Origin of the sequence: Pseudosulfitobacter pseudonitzschiae (genome assembly GCF_900129395.1) — a bacterium.
Lineage (GTDB): Bacteria > Pseudomonadota > Alphaproteobacteria > Rhodobacterales > Rhodobacteraceae > Pseudosulfitobacter > Pseudosulfitobacter pseudonitzschiae.
On the sequence record NZ_FQVP01000001.1, the window covers coordinates 496,898 to 514,933 of the forward strand.

16 protein-coding genes and 2 tRNA genes are annotated in these 18,036 nt (G+C 59.8%); 13 read left to right on the forward strand and 5 right to left on the reverse strand.

The window, feature by feature from the left end; all coding sequences use genetic code 11:
- From BUC08_RS02360 to BUC08_RS02375, 4 genes are all read right to left on the reverse strand, one after another.
- A complete protein-coding gene (locus BUC08_RS02360; protein ID WP_073194103.1) occupies nt 1-870 on the reverse strand; it encodes a S1 family peptidase in 870 nt (289 codons plus the stop codon).
- Nucleotides 871-1,181: 311 nt separating this feature from the next.
- Nucleotides 1,182-1,460, reverse strand: a complete 279-nt coding sequence (locus BUC08_RS02365) for an NfeD family protein (RefSeq protein ID WP_037920942.1) — start codon at nt 1,458-1,460, stop codon at nt 1,182-1,184.
- A complete protein-coding gene (locus tag BUC08_RS02370) occupies nt 1,460-2,338 on the reverse strand; it encodes an SPFH domain-containing protein (protein WP_037922069.1) in 879 nt (292 codons plus the stop codon). The genes BUC08_RS02365 and BUC08_RS02370 overlap by 1 nt, the downstream gene beginning before the upstream one ends.
- A gap of 99 nt (nt 2,339-2,437) precedes the next feature.
- Entirely contained in the window at nt 2,438-4,144 is a 1,707-nt protein-coding gene (locus BUC08_RS02375; RefSeq protein WP_051693839.1) for a mechanosensitive ion channel family protein, read from the reverse strand.
- Between the two features lie 110 nt (nt 4,145-4,254).
- Between BUC08_RS02375 and tgt the strand changes: the two genes are divergently transcribed.
- From tgt to BUC08_RS02395, 4 genes are all read left to right on the forward strand, one after another.
- Entirely contained in the window at nt 4,255-5,382 is a 1,128-nt protein-coding gene (gene tgt / locus BUC08_RS02380) for a tRNA guanosine(34) transglycosylase Tgt (protein WP_037920940.1), read from the forward strand.
- 262 nt (nt 5,383-5,644) lie between these two features.
- Nucleotides 5,645-8,053: an endopeptidase La gene (gene lon, locus BUC08_RS02385; RefSeq protein WP_037920934.1), complete on the forward strand. Its 2,409-nt coding sequence runs from the start codon at nt 5,645-5,647 to the stop codon at nt 8,051-8,053.
- 218 nt (nt 8,054-8,271) lie between these two features.
- Nucleotides 8,272-8,706, forward strand: a complete 435-nt coding sequence (locus BUC08_RS24885; protein ID WP_224769738.1) for an HU family DNA-binding protein — start codon at nt 8,272-8,274, stop codon at nt 8,704-8,706.
- Nucleotides 8,707-8,781: 75 nt separating this feature from the next.
- A tRNA-Val gene (locus tag BUC08_RS02395) sits at nt 8,782-8,856 on the forward strand.
- Between the two features lie 163 nt (nt 8,857-9,019).
- Here BUC08_RS02395 and proB read toward each other — a convergent pair.
- Nucleotides 9,020-10,180: a glutamate 5-kinase gene (proB, locus tag BUC08_RS02400; RefSeq protein ID WP_037920932.1), complete on the reverse strand. Its 1,161-nt coding sequence runs from the start codon at nt 10,178-10,180 to the stop codon at nt 9,020-9,022.
- A gap of 273 nt (nt 10,181-10,453) precedes the next feature.
- On the opposite strand from proB, the gene proC reads away from it, so the two are divergent.
- From proC to BUC08_RS02445, 9 genes are all read left to right on the forward strand, one after another.
- On the forward strand, nt 10,454-11,233 hold the full coding sequence (gene proC, locus BUC08_RS02405) for a pyrroline-5-carboxylate reductase (protein ID WP_037920930.1): 780 nt from the start codon (nt 10,454-10,456) through the stop codon (nt 11,231-11,233).
- A gap of 13 nt (nt 11,234-11,246) precedes the next feature.
- On the forward strand, nt 11,247-12,524 hold the full coding sequence (locus BUC08_RS02410; RefSeq protein WP_037920928.1) for a glutamate-5-semialdehyde dehydrogenase: 1,278 nt from the start codon (nt 11,247-11,249) through the stop codon (nt 12,522-12,524).
- A gap of 74 nt (nt 12,525-12,598) precedes the next feature.
- A complete protein-coding gene (locus BUC08_RS02415; protein ID WP_037920926.1) occupies nt 12,599-13,171 on the forward strand; it encodes a histidine phosphatase family protein in 573 nt (190 codons plus the stop codon).
- A gap of 44 nt (nt 13,172-13,215) precedes the next feature.
- Nucleotides 13,216-13,291 (forward strand) — tRNA-Val (locus BUC08_RS02420).
- 146 nt (nt 13,292-13,437) lie between these two features.
- Nucleotides 13,438-14,064 (forward strand): hypothetical protein, encoded by a 627-nt coding sequence (locus BUC08_RS24260; protein ID WP_143186656.1) that lies wholly within the window; start codon nt 13,438-13,440, stop codon nt 14,062-14,064.
- Between the two features lie 77 nt (nt 14,065-14,141).
- Nucleotides 14,142-14,363 (forward strand): hypothetical protein, encoded by a 222-nt coding sequence (locus tag BUC08_RS02430; protein WP_037920924.1) that lies wholly within the window; start codon nt 14,142-14,144, stop codon nt 14,361-14,363.
- Complete coding sequence (locus BUC08_RS02435; RefSeq protein WP_037920922.1) at nt 14,363-15,826, forward strand: TolC family protein; 1,464 nt, start codon at nt 14,363-14,365, stop codon at nt 15,824-15,826. The genes BUC08_RS02430 and BUC08_RS02435 overlap by 1 nt, the downstream gene beginning before the upstream one ends.
- Before the next feature lie 11 nt (nt 15,827-15,837).
- Nucleotides 15,838-17,196 (forward strand): multicopper oxidase family protein, encoded by a 1,359-nt coding sequence (locus BUC08_RS02440; RefSeq protein ID WP_143186657.1) that lies wholly within the window; start codon nt 15,838-15,840, stop codon nt 17,194-17,196.
- 47 nt (nt 17,197-17,243) lie between these two features.
- Nucleotides 17,244-17,969 (forward strand): copper-binding protein, encoded by a 726-nt coding sequence (locus tag BUC08_RS02445; RefSeq protein WP_037920919.1) that lies wholly within the window; start codon nt 17,244-17,246, stop codon nt 17,967-17,969.
- Nucleotides 17,970-18,036: the final 67 nt, after the last annotated feature.

Here is an 18,036-nt window from a genome sequence, read left to right on the forward strand (position 1 = left end):
TCAAGGATCGAAGTTGACCTCGCCTACATCGTCATTTTTTGGCGCTTCTTTTGGGAAACGGGCTAAAATCTCTTTCTCAATTCCATATAATTGAGATGATCGAATTGCATTGCCTAAGTGCATCATGGCCGACACCTGAACCTTAGGTTGTTGCTGCAGTACTATCTTGCCATCATTTGTAATTAATGGGCCACTATAAAGGATGCCAACAAAATGGATCCTACTAGCCCCAATATTGTAGGTGTTGGTTCTTCGGTCGAGGTATCCATTGCGGTCATATACGAAGATCGGCGACCCAGACGAGCCCGGAAAACAGGCCATATCTACCATGAACTCATGTTTGCCTCCGTATAGCTTGGTTAACGAAGATGCTGTATTTCCTCGTCGCGTTATTGGCAGGTTGTTGAAGTCGTCAAATATGCCTCTAGGACATCCAATCATTATGACCTCTTCCAATGCATCAAAGTACTGCCAATCATCGTCTTTTGGTACGACCTCAAAGCCTAAAGGACTATAGAATAATGGAGTGCCATTGGCCTCTGCTTGATTCAAAATTGGTCCAAATGGTATTGCGCACAGATCAACATCTGGGTCTGGGTGAAGCAATACAGCGCCAGGTCTGGCATCCAGATGACAAGGAATGAATTTTCCTGAAGGTCCAGATTCTTCTGCGGTATGGCAAACTACAGTGATTTGGTCGCATCCGTTAACGACATGTTTGTTTGTGATGATTGCTGGAATAAACTGGTCTTCCGTAACCTTGAAGTTAAAGAAAAATCCAGTTCCGACCCCCACCTGGGCGCCGTTCAGCGAGGCTGAAATGCGCGTAGTGGTTAGAGTAAGGCGCTCTGCCAAAGTCAATTCAGGCATGTAGGAAGCTGCTCCATAATCATGAGTTTAATCATTTGACGTTTCAATCTTGCAGGTTGAGCTAAACAGATTTTGCAACTTCTGTTTAGTGTGATGTTATTGGGTGTTGTGAGGCTTTGGCACGCAGTACGCCTACGTCTGTTTTCTCTCGAAAACAGACGGCAACACATGCTGCAAAAATCGCTCGCTTTTGGAACACTCGCAAACCACCCCTTTTCGACGCTGCCAAGAACCCTGTTCAAAACCCAAGTGTTTCTTGAAGGTTTTTGGTTGCCCTTCGACAGCGGCCAGCAAGCCGCGCCCCAGATCACCTAGCCGTCGTTGATGTCGTGCATCACCCGCCGTGCGCCCGAGCTTTGGCGGCGGAATGCCAGCCGCAGCACAATCCATGCCAGCAGCGACAGACCCGCAAACAGCGCCATTGCCGGCGCCACGCCAATCGCAGGGACTACAAGGCCCACGATGGCCGCCATCGCCAGCGCCCCCAGCGCAAAACCCAGAAAGATGAAACCGGGCAACAGAACCTCGACCACGCCCAGGGCGATGGCAAAGGCCAGCCAGATCCACCAGATGCCGACCAGACCCGCCATCAGCCGCGGCCCTTCAGCAGCTTGAACGCGTCGCCAAAGGCTTCGAGTGCTGCGGCAGGGACCACGATGGTTTGCTTGCCCGTGCCGTTGCCCAATGCGTTCAGCGCCTCGACCTGTTTCAGGGCGACCTGATATTGCGCGGCCTCGATCCCGTGTTCGGCAATGGCCTTGGCCACGACCTCGGTGGCATAGGCCTCGGCGTCAGCCAGAACGCGGCGGGCCTTGGCGGATTGTTCCGAGGCATAAAGCTCGGCATCGGCCCCCAGTTCAACGGCGCGTTTCTTGCCCTCGGCCTCGGTCACCTGCGCGCGGCGGGCGCGTTCGGCGTTCAGCTGCTGCATCATCGCGGCACGGGTCGCGGCGTCCAGGTTCACGTCCAGGATCTCGGCGCGGGTCACTTCGATGCCCCAGTTGTCCACCGCGTCCTCGACATTGGCCTTGATGGTGGTGATCAGCGACGACCGGTTCGCCTGAACCTCGTCCAGGTCCATCTTGCCGATCTCGGCGCGTACAATCCCTGCCACGGTGGTCGAGATCGCGCCATCCACGTCGCGGATGCGGTAGACGGTCTTTTCCGGCTCGATGATGCGGTAGAACACCGATGTGTCCACCTGCACCAGCACGTTGTCGCGGGTGATCGCATCCTGGCTGGCGGTGGGCAACTGCCGTTCCAGGATGGAAATCCGGTGTGCCACGTGGTCGATAAAGGGCACGATCATGTTGATGCCCGGGCCCAGCACCGCCCGCAAACGGCCAAAACGCTGTACCACGTGCTGTTCGGACTGCGGCACGATCTTTACCGACTTGAAGACCACAATCACCAGCAAAAGCGCGGCAAGGAGATACACAAGGTTGTTCTGCAACAGATCCAGAAGCATTTGTTCGATGTCCACGTGCGTAATCCTTCATCCGGAACAATGGATCTGTTTTGGCCCCAGTCACGGGATAAAGCAAGCGTGACAGCCGGGGCTTCGGCCCTAGAACCGTTGGGTCAAATCCTTGGTTTCGGGGGCGGGCAGCTCACGCGGTGCATCGCTGGGCAGCATGGGCTGTCCGGTTTCCCGTTCAATCTGGCGCGCCGCGCGGATCAGCATTTCTCGTATCTTGCACTGCATCGCCCACGCGGTTGTGGGGTTGGGCGTGGGCAGTTCGAACCACACTTGCTGACCAAAGACATTGTGATCGTTCACATGCACCGCGGCCTGGTCGACGGGGCCGGTGTCGTCGCCGTCCTCGTGTTCCACGGTGTCCAGGAACACCTTGCGCAGGCGGTCCACGTCAGCGCCATGCGCCAGGGTCAGTTCGATCACACGGGTCATCTTGGTGTCTTCGATGGACCAGTTTTCAAAGGCGTCCTTCACGAAATAGCTGACCGGCACGATATAGCGGTTCCCGGTCCAGATCAGCAGTTGCACATAGGTAAAGTTGATCCGCTCGACCGTGCAATACCGCCCTTCAAAGATCACCATGTCGCCAATCCGCGCCGACCGGTTCAAAGCGATCTGCACAGAGGCCAGAATATTGCCCAGAACCTCGCGCGCGGCAAAGCCGAGGATGATGGTCAGCGCACCGGCCGAGGCCAGCAGCGACAGGCCGATGGACTGAAACGCATTGGCCGAGGACAGCACAATGCCCGACGCCACCAGCAGCGCGATGACGATGACGCCCTTGCGCGCTGCGGAAATCATCGTGGCCATGCTGCGCATATGGGCATTGCTCGGGTCGGCAAGCTCGTCGGGGGTGTTGAAGCTGATGCGGTCGAAAATCTCGTCGATGACAAACACGACCGCCAGCGTGGCCGCCGTGACAAAACCGATGATCGTCATCGGGCTGATCAGGCTGTCCAATACGCCCGAGACCACCAGCACCCGCGTCGTCGATACGCCGACAACGGTGGTTGTCACCGCGATGGTCGCAGGCCAGCGCAGCGCCCGCACGATAGAGTGGCTGAGGGCGGTGTTCATCTTGCGTCCGAAAATGGTGACAGAGCGGTAAGTCAGCCAGCCCAGGGCGGCGGCCACCCACAGCATGAGCGGGACAAAGATGACTTCCCAAACATACATGCCCAGGAACGCATCATTGCGGGCCCATTGCGGCAGCGCCTGTTCCAGCGATGTCGGCCCGTATAATTCATACAAGGCAGGGATGCGGTTGACGGTTTCGCGCGAGAACACCCAGACCGGCGTGCCGTCCGGCGGCATGACCCGGTTCAGCCGCAGCGCCACGTCGTGACGTCCCAGCTCCAGCCAGTCGATGACAATCGAACGGCGCACGCGGCCGGTGTTGTCGGATTCGGTGGACCCGATCAGCCAACCGTCGGGTCGGTCCGAAAGCGACCGCCACGGCACCACGACCTTGCGATCCATCAGCACGAACAACTGCCGTGCAAGCTGGGCGGCTTTGGCGCTTTGTTCCTCGCGGGGCAGGTTGGTCAGATCAAGCACCTGCGCTGCGTCTTCGAAACGTCCCTCTTCGGCCATGTCGAAAAAGCTGTCCATCGCGCTCATCGGGGTGGCCCGGTCAAGCCCCTCGGGACCGGCGGGCAGGCCGGGGTTCAGGGCATCGACTTCAAAAAATTCGATCTCGGCCTGTGCATGGGCAGCACAAGCAAGGAAAACCAACGTCAGAAAGGCGCCAAGGCGCAACCACAGGGCCGACGCGAGCGGGTGCAGCAAACGTGTCATGTGGCGGGGTTCCTTTCCCGTTTTTAAGTATCCCAGCGATATAGCGCAATGTCCCCTGAGGGAAACCGCGCAACATTGCGCGCGCCGTCGCAAGCGCCTATAGCGCGGCTATGACACGTTTTTCATTCGAACTGGCCGCCACCGACGGGCGCGCGCGCACCGGCACCATCCACACCCCGCGTGGGGATATCCGCACGCCTGCCTTTATGCCGGTCGGCACAGCAGCCACCGTCAAGGCGATGATGCCCGAAAGCGTGGCAGCGACGGGGGCGGACATCCTGCTTGGCAACACCTACCACCTGATGCTGCGTCCCACGGCAGAGCGCATCGACCGGTTGGGCGGGCTGCACAAGTTCATGAACTGGGACAAGCCGATCCTGACCGATTCAGGCGGCTTTCAGGTGATGAGCCTCGCGGCCCTGCGCAAGCTGACCGAAAAGGGCGTGACCTTCAAAAGCCACATCGACGGCTCACGCCACGAAATCACGCCGGAACGGTCGATGGAGATTCAAAAGCTGCTGGGCTCGGACATCGTGATGTGTTTCGACGAATGCCCCGCGCTGCCCGCCGACAAGGCGCGGATTGCCGAAAGCATGCGCCTGTCGATGCGATGGGCAGAGCGGTCGCGCGACGCCTTTGGCGACCGTCCGGGCCATGCGCTGTTTGGCATCCAGCAGGGCGGGCTGGAAGAAGACCTGCGCGCCGAAAGCGCCGAGGCGCTGACGCAGATCGGCTTTGACGGCTATGCCGTGGGCGGTCTGGCCGTGGGCGAGGGGCAGGAGGCCATGTTCGGCTGTCTCGACTTCGCGCCCGAGCAGTTGCCACAGGACAAACCGCGTTACCTGATGGGCGTGGGCAAGCCCGACGACATCGTCGGTGCCGTCGCGCGCGGCATCGACATGATGGACTGCGTTCTGCCGTCACGTTCGGGGCGCACGGGGCAGGTGTTCACGCGCCACGGTGTGCTGAACATCAAGAACGCCCGCCATCAGGACGACCCGCGCCCGATTGACGATGCCTGCACATGCCCGGCCTGCACCAATTATTCGCGTGCCTATCTGCATCACGTGTTCCGCAGCCAGGAAATGATCAGCTCGATGCTGCTGACATGGCACAACCTGCATTACTTCCAGCAGATCATGGGCGAAATGCGCGCGGCGATTGCCGCGGGCAGCTTTACCCAATGGCAGGCCGATTTTCACGCGAACCGCGCGAACGGGGACATCGAACAATTGTGATGTCAGGGTTTGCAAGGGCACGCAAATTGTCCCCAAGCGCATACAAACCCGGATTTTGTACATATTTCGGCTGAAAAAGTACAAAACCGCGCCAAAAATTTCGGTCACTTTGCAAGGTCCCATTGCGCAGCTCTGAACGTGCCGTCATTGTGAAACCTTGAAACAGGCAGTGGTCAAACACAGTTTACTACTCTGAAACCAGGAGACGACATCAGGTTGCCGCAAACAGGGACCGGTCGTCTTGCTAGATAAGGAAAAGAGCATGCAAGAGCCCCTTAACGCTTCGTACCCGGTCCTGCCGCTGCGCGACATTGTGGTGTTTCCGCATATGATCGTGCCGCTGTTCGTTGGCCGCGACAAATCCGTACGCGCGCTTGAAGAAGTGATGGCCGATGACAAGCAGATCCTGCTGTCCAGCCAGATCGACCCCTCCGAGGACGATCCCGAAGCGACAGGCATCTACAAGGCCGGCGTGCTGGCCAATGTGCTGCAACTGCTGAAACTGCCCGATGGCACCGTTAAGGTGCTGGTCGAAGGGCAGGCGCGGGTGCGCATCACCGAATACCTTGAAAACGATAACTTTTTCGAAGCGCGCGCCGAGTATCTGACCGAGATGCCGGGCGATGTCACCACCACCGAGGCGCTGCTGCGCACCGTGGCGGATGAATTCGAACGCTACGCCAAGGTCCGCAAGAACGTGCCCGAAGAGGCGCTGACAGCGGTCAGCGACACGGTCGAGCCTGCGAAACTGGCCGACCTTGTGGCGGGGCACCTGGGCATTGAAGTGAACCAGAAGCAGGAGCTTCTGGAAACGCTCAGCATCTCCGAGCGGCTTGAGAAGGTTTACGGCCTGATGCAGGGCGAAATGTCCGTCCTTCAGGTCGAGAAAAAGATCAAGACCCGCGTCAAATCCCAGATGGAGCGGACGCAGCGCGAGTATTATCTGAACGAACAGATGAAAGCGATCCAGCAAGAGCTGGGCGATGGTGAGGACGGCAAGAACGAAGTTGCCGAGCTGGAAGCCAAGATCGCCGCGACCAAGCTGAGCAAGGAAGCCCGCGAAAAGGCCGATAGCGAGATCAAAAAGCTCAAGAACATGAGCCCGATGAGCGCTGAGGCCACCGTTGTGCGCAACTATCTGGACTGGATGCTGTCGATCCCGTGGGGCGTGAAATCGCGCGTCAAAAAGGACCTGGGCCGCGCGCAAAAGGTGCTGGATGACGACCACTATGGCCTTGAGAAGGTCAAGGAACGGATCGTCGAATATCTGGCTGTGCAGCAACGCAGCAAGAAGATGAAAGGCCCGATCATGTGCCTCGTCGGCCCTCCGGGCGTCGGCAAGACATCCTTGGGCAAATCCGTGGCCAAGGCGACGGGCCGCGAATTCATCCGCATCAGCCTGGGCGGTGTGCGTGACGAATCCGAGATCCGTGGTCACCGCCGGACTTACATCGGCTCCATGCCCGGTAAGATCATCCAGGCGCTGAAAAAGGCGAAAACCACCAACCCGCTGATCTTGCTCGATGAAATCGACAAGATGGGTCAGGATTTCCGTGGTGATCCCGCATCGGCCATGCTTGAGGTGCTGGACCCGGAACAAAACGGCACATTCGTCGACCACTATCTCGAGGTCGAATATGACCTGTCGAACGTGATGTTCCTGACCACGTCGAACAGCTACAACATGCCCGGCCCGCTTCTGGACCGGATGGAGATCATCCCGCTGGCCGGCTACACCGAGGACGAAAAGCGCGAGATCGCCAAGCATCACCTGCTGGCCAAGCAGATCAAGAACCACGGTCTGAAAAAGTCCGAGTTCGAGCTGACCGATGAAGGGCTGACCGACATCATCCGCTATTACACACGTGAAGCGGGGGTGCGGAACCTGGAGCGCGAAATCGCCAAGGTGGCGCGCAAGGCGTTGACCAAGATCGTCAAGAAAGAGGCCGAGAGTATTTCGGTGACCTCGGACAACATCAACGAGTTCCTGGGCGTGCGCAAACACCGCTATGGTCTGGCCGAGCTTGAGGACCAGATCGGCGTTGTCACCGGGCTGGCCTATACCTCTGTCGGTGGCGAGCTGTTGCAGATCGAAGCGTTGCGCCTGCCGGGCAAGGGCCGGATGAAGACCACCGGCAAGCTGGGCGACGTGATGAAGGAAAGCATCGACGCGGCCTCCAGCTATGTGCGGTCGATCAGCCCGAAAATCGGGGTGAAGCCGACGCAGTTCGACAAGGTGGACATCCACGTGCACGTCCCTGACGGCGCCACGCCCAAGGATGGCCCATCGGCTGGTCTGGCGATGGTGACGTCGATCGTTTCGGTTCTGACCCAGATCCCCGTGCGCAAGGACATTGCGATGACGGGCGAGGTCAGCCTGCGCGGCAACGCCATGCCGATCGGTGGGTTGAAGGAAAAACTGCTCGCGGCCCTGCGTGGCGGCATCAAGACTGTGCTGATCCCGCAGGAAAACGAAAAGGACATGGCCGAAATCCCTGACAACGTGAAACAGGGTATGACGATCATTCCGGTCAGCCACGTGTCCGAAGTGCTGAAGCACGCGCTGGTGCGTGAACCCGAGGCGATCGAGTGGGACGAGGCGGCAGAAGAAGCCGCCGCCGCCGCCGCTGCCGCATCGAAAGAGACCGGGGCAGGGGCCACCGCCCACTGATCCGTCGCTGAAAGCCCGAACAAACGCCCCGCAGGACACTGCGGGGCGTTTTGCGTTTCGGGGTGGAATTTGGTCACCTTGGCATGCAACCGCTGATTTTCGTGACGAAATTGGCTCAGAGCGCACGCTGGCCGTGTCGGATCACAGTGTTCAGTGGAAATGTGCGCAAAATGCGACTAACCTCGTGCCAAACTTCACACGTGACCAAAGGCATAAGCATGGCAACGTCCAAAACCCCCCGCACCAAAAGCGCCGCAGCCACCGCTGCTGCTGCAAGCAAGGCCGCAACGGCCACCACGGCAGCCCGCACCTCGAAGGCGCCCAAAGCGGCGAATGTCGCAACAACAGGCGGTGCCGAAGAGGTCGTGACAGGGCCGATGATGCGTAAGAAAGAACTGATCGACGCGGTCGTGGCGGCCTCTGGTGCCAAGAAGAAAGACGCAAAGCCGGTTGTCGAGGCGATGCTGAAGGTCATGGGCAACGCCCTGCGCGATGGCCGCGAGCTGAACCTGCACCCCTTTGGCAGCGTCAAGGTGCGCCGCGCCAAGGACATGGTCAAGGCCCGCGTCCTGACCACCAAGATCCGCCAGCGCAAACCCGAAGCCATCGAAGCCGCCAACGCCGCAGCCGCAGAGGACAGCGCGTCGGAATAAGTTCTGCACAATCCGCCCAGATTTTTGATGCGGCCTCTTGCAAGGGGGGCCGCATTTTTGTATCTGCCCCTGCAAGGGTGATTAGCTCAGTGGTAGAGCGCTTCGTTCACATCGAAGATGTCAGGAGTTCAAATCTCTTATCACCCACCATTTTCCCACCAATATTTATCAATGACAAAATACGCGGGCCAATAGGCTGATCGTCACGCGTATGCTGCGCGGTTTGCCTGATCAGGCCCAGCCCCCAAGGATTTGGTTTGGTTCTGAAAAGGTTAGGGCAGGGCGCTCGAACGCACCCCGCCCCGTGTCCCTTTTATACCGGTACAACCAGCTTCTGGTCGTCTTCCGGCGCGTCCAGCAGCAGGTGGTTGTCGTCAAGCACGAGGATGTTCTCGGCCCCGATCACGTCGCTCTTGGTCTTGTAGCCGATCACGGCCTCGACCGGCATGTCCAGGTTGCGTGCCAGCAGCATGATCTCTTCGGAACTGAAGTTGGTCAGCCCGCGCGCCACTTCGACGCCGCTTTCGTTGTACATGTGCAGCACGTCGCCCTTGGTGAACTCGCCCTGGATCGAGATCACGTCGCCGCGGCTGATGCCACAATCGCCCGCGACCACGGAGTCGGCCACAGCGTTGGGGATCACAAGCGTGCCAGAAACCTGCAAGCGGTTGCTCAGCCAGATTTTCAGCGGCGACGCGGTTTCGCCGGTCACCAGACAGCGGGTATAGCGGCGTTCCTCGCCCAGCAGGGACGAGATGGGGCGTTCGATGATGCCTTCGGCGATGATCGTCTCGACTCCGGCGTTCTGGGCCATGTTGGCGGCCAGCATCTTGGTCAGCATCCCGCCGCTGCCCAGATCGGAAATTCCGGTGGTGGATTCCAGGTGTTCGGTCACGTCCTCGACCTCGGCGATGAACTTGGCATCGGCGTCCGAGGGGTTGCGGTCATACAGGCCGTCAACGCTGGTCAGGATGATCAGCAGATCGGCCTGGATCATCTGCGCCACCTTGGCGGACAGGCGGTCGTTGTCGCCCACGCGCAGGTCGCGGGTGGCGACCGAGTCATTCTCGTTGATGATCGGCAGGATGTCGTTTTCGAACAACTTCATCATGGTGTTCTTGATGTTCAGAAAACGGCGGCGATCTTCCATATCTTCGACCGTGACCAGCATCTGGGCGACGTCCAGTTCATATTCGGACGCGACCTGACGATAGGCGTTCATCAACAGCGGCTGACCACAGGCCGCGGCCGCCTGCTTGTCCAGAATACCCGCATCCTCGGGGCGTTTGCCGACCATGTTCAGGCCCAAAGCGACCGAGCCGGAAGAGGTCAGGATGATGTCGTGACCGGCCTTTTGCAGCTTGGCCAGATCGCTCATCAAACCGTTCATAAAGGCATAGCGCAGGGTCAGATTGTCTTCGTTCGCCAGCAGGCTGGACCCGATTTTGACAACGATCTTTTTCTTCTTGGTCATGTTCTGCTCCGGTATCTTATTGGTTTCAAACGCAATTGCCAGGCCGATTTGCCAATCGAGGCGCCGACCTGTAGCACTGGGCGCTCAAATGATTCGCCGTTGTATAACACGTACCCCGTACGTGAATGCAAACGGGCCGCCTTGAAGTGCTGCATTGCAGCATCACATACTGCCCTGCGGCGACGAAAAATAAAATCCGGACGATCTGGCATCTTCGCGACACTGAACCAAGTGTCCGGGGGCCAGGACGTTTCGGAACAACCGGAGACGAAAATGAACATACTTTTGATCGGATGTGGCAAGATGGGCGGCGCGATGTTGCGCCAGTGGGCGAAGGATGACAGCAACCAGTTCACGGTTGCCGATCCGGTCAAACCCGACCTGCCCGCAGGCGTGCGTCATGTGTCAAAAGCGACATCTTTGTCCGAGGCTGAATTTGATGTGATCCTGATTGCAATCAAACCTCAGATGATCGCCGACGTGCTGCCGGACTACAGCTTTGCGCTGAAGCCTGATGGCTGTTTCGTGTCGATCGCGGCGGGCTGCAGCGTGGACAGCATTCGCAAGATCGTGGGCGACCGTGCGATTGTGCGCGTCATGCCGAACATGGCGGCGATGGTGGGGCTGGGTGTCTCTGGTCTCTATGCCAATGACGCCTGCACCGAGCAGCAAAAGACCGATGTGACGGCATGGATCGACCAGACGGGCACCTGCGTGCCGGTTGACAGCGAGGACCGCATTGACCGTCTGACCGCCGTTAGCGGCAGCGGGCCGGGCTATGTGTTCGAGATGCTGCGCAGCTATGTGGCGGCGGCGATGGACCTGGGCTTTGACGAGAAAACAGCGCGGGCGCTGGTGTTCGACACCATTACCGGCACGGTCGAGACCGCGCGCCAGTCGGATGAAACGCTGGAGGATCTGCGCAAGTCGGTCACCAGCAAGAACGGCACCACGCAGGCGGGGCTGGAGCAGTTGATGCGCGACGGCCAGTTGCACAGCCTGCTGCACGACACCGTGAATGCCGCGTACACGCGCGCCGTTGAATTGAAATAAAGGAGTGAGCGATATGAACACCGAGACTCTGGAACGCACGACAGACATCCAATCCGTAGTGGCCGATCTTGGCGCCCGCGCCAAGGCGGCGGCACAGGGGCTGGCGATGGCCTCGGGCGAACAGCGCAATCTGGCGCTGACCAAGGCAGCCGAGGCGCTGCGCGCCAATATGGACGATCTTCTGCGCGCCAATGCGGGTGATGTAGACGCGATCAAGGACAGCGGCAAGGATGCCGCTTTCGTCGACCGTCTGACCCTGAACGCGGAACGGGTCGGCGGCATGGCCGACGCGTTGGATGCCATCGCGGCACAGGACGATCCGCTGGGGCGGACGCTGGCCACCTTTGACCGGCCCAACGGGCTGAAGATCGAGCGGGTGAGCGTGCCGATTGGCGTCATTGCGATGATCTATGAATCGCGCCCTAATGTCGGATCGGACGCCGGGGCCTTGTGCATCAAGTCGGGCAATGCGGTGATCCTGCGCGGCGGCTCGGAAAGCTTGCAGTCGTCGCGGGTGATCGTGGACTGCATGAAACAGGGGCTGCGTGCCGCCGGTCTGCCCGAGGATGCGGTGCAGCTGGTCGACACCCGCGACCGCGAGGCGGTGAAACTGCTGCTGCACAGCACCGAAACCGTCGATCTGGTGATCCCGCGCGGCGGGCGCGGTCTGGTGTCGCTGGTCCAGAAAGAGGCGCGCGTGCCGACGCTGCTGCATCTGGACGGCAACAACCACACCTACCTGCATGCCAGCGCCGACATCGAAAAGGCCGTGGGCATCGTCCAGAACGCCAAGATGCGCCGCACCGGTATTTGCGGGGCAACGGAATGCGTGGTGATCGACGCGGCGATTGCGGAAACTGCTCTGCCACTGCTGGCGCAGGCCTTGCACGATTGCGAGCTGCGCGGCGACGCCGCTGCGCGCAAGATCCTGCCGGATATGACCGCCGCCAGGGATGAGGACTGGGACACCGAATATCTCAGCAACATCATGTCGGTGCGTGTCGTGGATGGCTTGGACGAGGCCATCGGCTTTGTGCAGGCGCATTCGTCGGGGCACACAGATGCGATTGTTGCCGAAGACAAGGATGCCGCCCGCCAGTTCATGAACGCGATTGATTCCGCCGTGGTCATGCACAATGCCTCGACCCAGTTCTCTGACGGGGGCGAATTTGGCATGGGCGCCGAGATCGGCATCGCCACCGGCAAGATGCACGCACGCGGTCCGGTGGGTGCAGAGCAGCTGACCAGCTTCAAGTACTTCGTGCATGGTGACGGGCAGAAACGCCCCTGATCCGACCGCTGGCCTGATCCGTCGGGCCAGCGACCACCTTGCGCCGGTCCGCGCGGCACCGTAGCACATGAGCCATGAGCGATTATCCCGATATCCTGATCCTGCGCCACGGCGAAACCGAGTGGAATCGCGCAGGCCGGATGCAGGGCGATCAGGACAGCCCGCTGACTGAGACAGGCCGCGCGCAGGCGCGTCGGCAGGGGGCTTTGCTGGCCGCAATCGGGTGTGACGGTTATCAATGGTTTTCCTCGCCGCAGGGGCGGGCGTGGCAGACGGCGACGCTGGCCAATCTGAACGGCGCGCAGATCACCCCCGATGCCCGCCTGGCCGAGATCACCACCGGCGACTGGACCGGCCTGCGCTTTGACGACATCCGCGCACAGGCGCCGCACCTGTTCGAACTGGACGACGGCCTGCACTGGTACGATCACGCACCAGGCGGCGAAGGGCTGGCCGCGGTCGCCGCGCGCACCCGTGCGTTTCTGGGCGATCTGACCGGTCCTGCCGTGATCGTCACCCACGGCATCACCAGCCGCATCCTGCGCTGTCATCTGCTGGGCCAGCCGTGGGAAGCCTTTGACACGCTGGAAGGCGGGCAGGGGGTGATTTACCGCATCCGAAAAAGACAGCAAGAAAGACTGTCATAAGGGCTTGAACGCCCCGCGCGATTTGCGCTAGAGAGCGGAACGGCGGGTCGTTAGCTCAGTTGGTAGAGCGCTTCGTTTACACCGAAGATGTCGGGAGTTCGAGTCTCTCACGACCCACCATTTCAGCCGTTGTTTTCACGTGTCCAAGGTCAGGGTTCATAACCCATAGACGAGGGTTGACGCGACCGCGATGGCCGAGACGAAGACCTTTGGTCATCTCCCGCACCGGATACCCGCGCACCGTCATCTGATGCACCGCATTCCGCTTGAACTCCTCGCTGTGGGGGCTTGTCCCGATGGTTGCCTCCGCGGCTCAAGGCAAGGGGGCAAAGCATTTTGTCAGCCGTTTCCGATCATCTCTTGCATCGCCGAGATTCATCCAAGCCAAGCACCGTCAATGCGATGAATGGCAAATCAATCACATTGCACGATATCGTTACAAACCTTCCTGCGCTGGATCGGTTGACATGCGACCCACGTCTGCATCTTCTTTGGATATGGTTTGGAAGAACGGCATAGCTCAATGGATCAAGGCGCTTGTGTGCCTGACCTTTGCTTTGGCTTTGATGTTTTCGGTCCCTTCTGCTTTGCATAGCGTGTCGGGTATGCATGACGCGGGTCACGCAGCCGCCGCAACATCCACGCAGGTGGACCATGCGCAAATGGCAGGCGGTCATAAAGGGCATAGTACCGTTTCCACAATTGACACGTCGGATCAGGACACGGCTGCGGACGAACAATGCTGCAGCGGCATTTGCATTTCGGTCGCATTGTGTGACGAGAATGGGCTGTTGGCCGTTGGTCCCGCACCTGGGGGCTATCTGGTTCTGGATCGCCCAAATCACACAACTGAGCCGCAGATGATGCTGCGCCCGCCCCGAAAGCTGATCTGAACGCTGGCCTCTGACAGGGGCCTTTTGCCGCTCGACGCGACGAGCGGTGCCAATCAGCTTTCAATCAGGTAAGAACCATGAAAACCCACCTTTTTGCGGGGGCAATTGCCCTTGCGCTCGGCGCCTGTACTCAGGCTCCGACACCTTTTCCCGATGTGACCAGCCAGACGGCTGTCACCAATCGTGCCGTTGCCTCATCCATCAAGCACAGCGATCCTCTGGCGGGCTTTGTCCCGCGCAGTCCCACAGGCCCGCGTGACTGGCGCACTGTCAATCAAGAGCAGGCGGAGGGCAACTGATGGGCCGGTTCAATTCCCCCCTGATCCTAGGCGGCGCGCTTGTACTGGGGGCCTGCGCAACGACAGTGCCAGACATATACACCGGCGCAAATCCGGGCTTTGCCGACGTGGCCAGCCAGACCCAGACGGCGATTGGCAAACGTGCCGTTTTTGCCCAGAGCCAAGCGGAAAACAAAGCGGTTCAGAAGGAAGTGACACAGATGGTCTATCGCAAGACCATCTCGGCCGAAACGGCGGTGCAGGTCGCATTGCTGAACAACAGGGGCCTTCAGGCGTCCTACGCCAACGTGGGTCTTTCGGCAGCAGAGGCATGGCAACAGTCAACTCCTGAAAATCCCGTCGTCTCGATCGGTCTTCTTGGGATCGGGGCTGCCGAACTGGGCGCCTACCGTGCCATCGAAGGCATGATCGCAACCAACATTCTGAACGCCAAGACCCGCAAACAGCGCATGGCGCTGGCGGATGTGAATTTTCGCGCAGCGCAGTTGATGGCGGTGAACGATACGCTGGCACTGGCGCACCAGACGCGGCGGGCGTGGATTGAAGCGGTTGCCGCTTTTGAAGCGGTGGGCCATCTCAACCGTGCCCTGGCAACCTCGGACGCCGGATCGGAACTGGCGCGCAAGCTGGGGGAAACGGGGGCGTTGGGCCGTGCCGGGCAGGCCCGCGAACAGGCGTTTAACGCAGAACTGGCGGGGCAATTGGCACAGGCGCGGCTGGGCGCAAGCCGCGCCAAGGAGAACCTGACGCGGTTGATGGGCCTTTGGGGCGCAGATGTGGAATTCTACGTGCCCGATGCCTTGCCACCGCTGCCCCGTTCGGCGGGTCAGGTGACGAATGTCGAAAGCAAGGCCCTGCGCAACCGCGTCGATCTGCGCGTGGCAAAGCTGGGCCTTGAAGCGCAGGCCGCAGCTTTTGGTCTGACCGACCAGACGCGATTGGTAACCGACCTTGAAATCATTGCAGGTTTTGAAACCGAGCGCGAGGCGGAGGGTGGCGACGTTGAGACCAGCACGACACCACAGCTGGAACTGGAATTTGCCATTCCGATTTATGACAGCGGCAAGGCGCGGATGCGCAAGGCGGAACTGGCCTATCTTCAGGCCGCGAATGTGCTGGCGGAAAATGCCGTCAATGTGCGCTCAGAGGCGCGCGGTGCCGAGGTTGCCTATCACGCCTCATACAAGATCGCGCGGCACTACCGCGACGTTCTGGTGCCCTTGCGCAAGACTGTCGAGGACGAAGGATTGCTGTCTTACAACGGCATGATCACCAGCACCTTTGAGCTGCTGACGGATGTGCGTGAAAAACTGGGCGCGCAGATGGATGCGGCCAATGCCAAACGTGATTTCTACATGGCACAGGCTGATCTGACCGCGGCCATTTATGGCGGTGGCGCGGACAACAGCGGTGGGACCGAGGGCGGCGCGACACTGGCCGCTGGCGGCGGTGCAGGACATTGAAAGGGTATAACATGATAAACAGACGCCAATTGATCGGCGCCGGTGCTGCGGGTGCGGCGCTTGTGTCCTCTCAGGCATGGGGCAAGACCGCCAACATGGGTCTGCCCGAGGCCGCGCAAATGGACAGCGCATCCACCGCGATCACGCCGCGCCCGACGTCGGGGCCGGATTACAATCCGGTGGTGACCCTGAACGGCTGGACCCTGCCACACCGCATGAACAACGGGGTGAAAGAGTTTCACCTTGTCGCCGAACCCGTGGAACGCGAACTGGCCGACGGCATGATTGCCCATTTGTGGGGCTATAACGGACAGTCGACAGGCCCCACCATCGAAGCCGTCGAAGGCGACCGCGTGCGCATCTATGTCACCAACCGGCTGCCCGAGCATACCACGGTGCATTGGCACGGGCTGATCCTGCCGTCGGGCATGGACGGGGTCGGCGGGCTGTCGCATCCCGGTATTCCGCCCGGCAAAACCTATGTCTACGAGTTTGACCTGATCAAATCCGGCACCTTCATGTATCACCCGCACGCGGATGAAATGGTGCAAATGGCGATGGGGATGATGGGCATGTTCATCGTGCACCCCAAAGACCCGACATTCATGCCGGTGGACCGCGATTTCCTGATCATGCTGAATGCCTTTGACATTGATCCCGGCACTTACGTTCCGCGCATCATGACAATGACCGACTTTAACCTGTGGACATGGAACAGTCGTATTTTTCCCGACATTGATCCGCTGGTGGTGAATCGGGGCGACAAAGTGCGTGTCCGGGTGGGCAATCTGACGATGACCAACCACCCGATCCATATGCACGGCTATGACTTCAAGGTCACTTGCACCGACGGAGGCTGGGTGCCGGCCGCCGCGCAATGGCCTGAGGTCAGTATCGACATTCCCGTCGGAGCCATGCGCGCATTCGAGTTTGTCGCCGACCATTTGGGCGACTGGGCGATCCACTGCCACAAGTCACACCATACGATGAACGCGATGGGCCACGACGTGCCGACCTTTATCGGCGTCGACAAGAAACCGCTGGCTCGGAAAATCCGCACCTTTCAGCCGGAGTACATGCCCATGGGCACGGCCGGCATGGCGGATATGGGCGTGATGGAAATGCCGCTGCCGGACAACACCGTGCCGATGATGACCGGGTGGGGGCCGCACGGCCCTATCGAAATGGGTGGCATGTTCTCGGTGGTGAAGGTCCGCGAAGGCATCGACGCGGACGACTACGCGGACCCCGGCTGGTACGAAAACCCGCCCGGTGAACAGGCTTATGAGTGGACGGGCGAACTGCCCGAGTTCGCCAGCAACACCAGCCCGAAAACCCGGATCACTCCAAAACCAACGCCAAAGGGCTGAAAGCCCTCTGGCACGACTTATCCCCACATTCTTAAAAGGAAAAACCGATGAAAAACCTTCTTATCACCACCACCTTGGCGCTTGCTTTCAGTGTTCCGGCATTTGCGGCAGGCACCCACAGCGGTGGCCACGACGATGACCACGCGGGCGAACACGCCGGGATGATGATTGGCATGCCGGGCGATGCAGCGTCGGTCGATCGCACCATCGATGTGACCATGCGCGAAACGGACGACGGCGCCATGGTGTTTTCGCCCGAATCCTTCGAGTTTGCCCAAGGTGAAACCATCCGCTTCAACATTTCGAACATGGGCGTTCTGGAACATGAGCTTGTGATCGACACTGTCGAAGGCAATGCCGAGCACAAGGAAATGATGGCCAGGATGGACATGGAGCATGATGACCCCAACTCGATCCGTCTGGACGAAGGTGGCACGGGCGAGGTGATCTGGACCTTTTCCAACGCGGGCGTTTTCGAGTTTGCCTGCCTGATCCCCGGCCACTACGAATCCGGTATGCACGGCCCGATTACCGTTGCGGAAAAAACCGCCGACGCGCCTGTGGAATACGCCACCGGCAAGATCAAGAAGATCGACGTAAAGGCAGGCAAGGTCACCATTATTCACGGCCCGCTGGCCACATTGGACATGCCCGCAATGACGATGGTGTTCCGTGCCGATGAAGCAATGATCGCAAGGATGTCGGAAGGTCAGGACATCGAATTCGTCGCCGACCGGGTCAAAGGCAAGCTGACGGTCACCCAGATGAAGTAAGCCAGAGCAGGGGGGGCGGTTGCGATCAGATCGACATCGCGGATCAGAGCAACCGCTCAAGCTCTGC

What these genes read in the sequence shown, in the direction of transcription:
- BUC08_RS02360 (WP_073194103.1), bottom strand. Translation starts at nt 870, where the DNA reads ATGCCTGAATTGACTTTGGCAGAGCGCCTTACTCTAACCACTACGCGC.
- BUC08_RS02365 (WP_037920942.1), bottom strand. Translation starts at nt 1,460, where the DNA reads ATGGCGGGTCTGGTCGGCATCTGGTGGATCTGGCTGGCCTTTGCCATC.
- BUC08_RS02370 (WP_037922069.1), bottom strand. Translation starts at nt 2,338, where the DNA reads ATGCTTCTGGATCTGTTGCAGAACAACCTTGTGTATCTCCTTGCCGCG.
- BUC08_RS02375 (WP_051693839.1), bottom strand. Translation starts at nt 4,144, where the DNA reads ATGACACGTTTGCTGCACCCGCTCGCGTCGGCCCTGTGGTTGCGCCTT.
- tgt (WP_037920940.1), top strand. Translation starts at nt 4,255, where the DNA reads ATGACACGTTTTTCATTCGAACTGGCCGCCACCGACGGGCGCGCGCGC.
- lon (WP_037920934.1), top strand. Translation starts at nt 5,645, where the DNA reads ATGCAAGAGCCCCTTAACGCTTCGTACCCGGTCCTGCCGCTGCGCGAC.
- BUC08_RS24885 (WP_224769738.1), top strand. Translation starts at nt 8,272, where the DNA reads ATGGCAACGTCCAAAACCCCCCGCACCAAAAGCGCCGCAGCCACCGCT.
- proB (WP_037920932.1), bottom strand. Translation starts at nt 10,180, where the DNA reads ATGACCAAGAAGAAAAAGATCGTTGTCAAAATCGGGTCCAGCCTGCTG.
- proC (WP_037920930.1), top strand. Translation starts at nt 10,454, where the DNA reads ATGAACATACTTTTGATCGGATGTGGCAAGATGGGCGGCGCGATGTTG.
- BUC08_RS02410 (WP_037920928.1), top strand. Translation starts at nt 11,247, where the DNA reads ATGAACACCGAGACTCTGGAACGCACGACAGACATCCAATCCGTAGTG.
- BUC08_RS02415 (WP_037920926.1), top strand. Translation starts at nt 12,599, where the DNA reads ATGAGCGATTATCCCGATATCCTGATCCTGCGCCACGGCGAAACCGAG.
- BUC08_RS02430 (WP_037920924.1), top strand. Translation starts at nt 14,142, where the DNA reads ATGAAAACCCACCTTTTTGCGGGGGCAATTGCCCTTGCGCTCGGCGCC.
- BUC08_RS02435 (WP_037920922.1), top strand. Translation starts at nt 14,363, where the DNA reads ATGGGCCGGTTCAATTCCCCCCTGATCCTAGGCGGCGCGCTTGTACTG.
- BUC08_RS02440 (WP_143186657.1), top strand. Translation starts at nt 15,838, where the DNA reads ATGATAAACAGACGCCAATTGATCGGCGCCGGTGCTGCGGGTGCGGCG.
- BUC08_RS02445 (WP_037920919.1), top strand. Translation starts at nt 17,244, where the DNA reads ATGAAAAACCTTCTTATCACCACCACCTTGGCGCTTGCTTTCAGTGTT.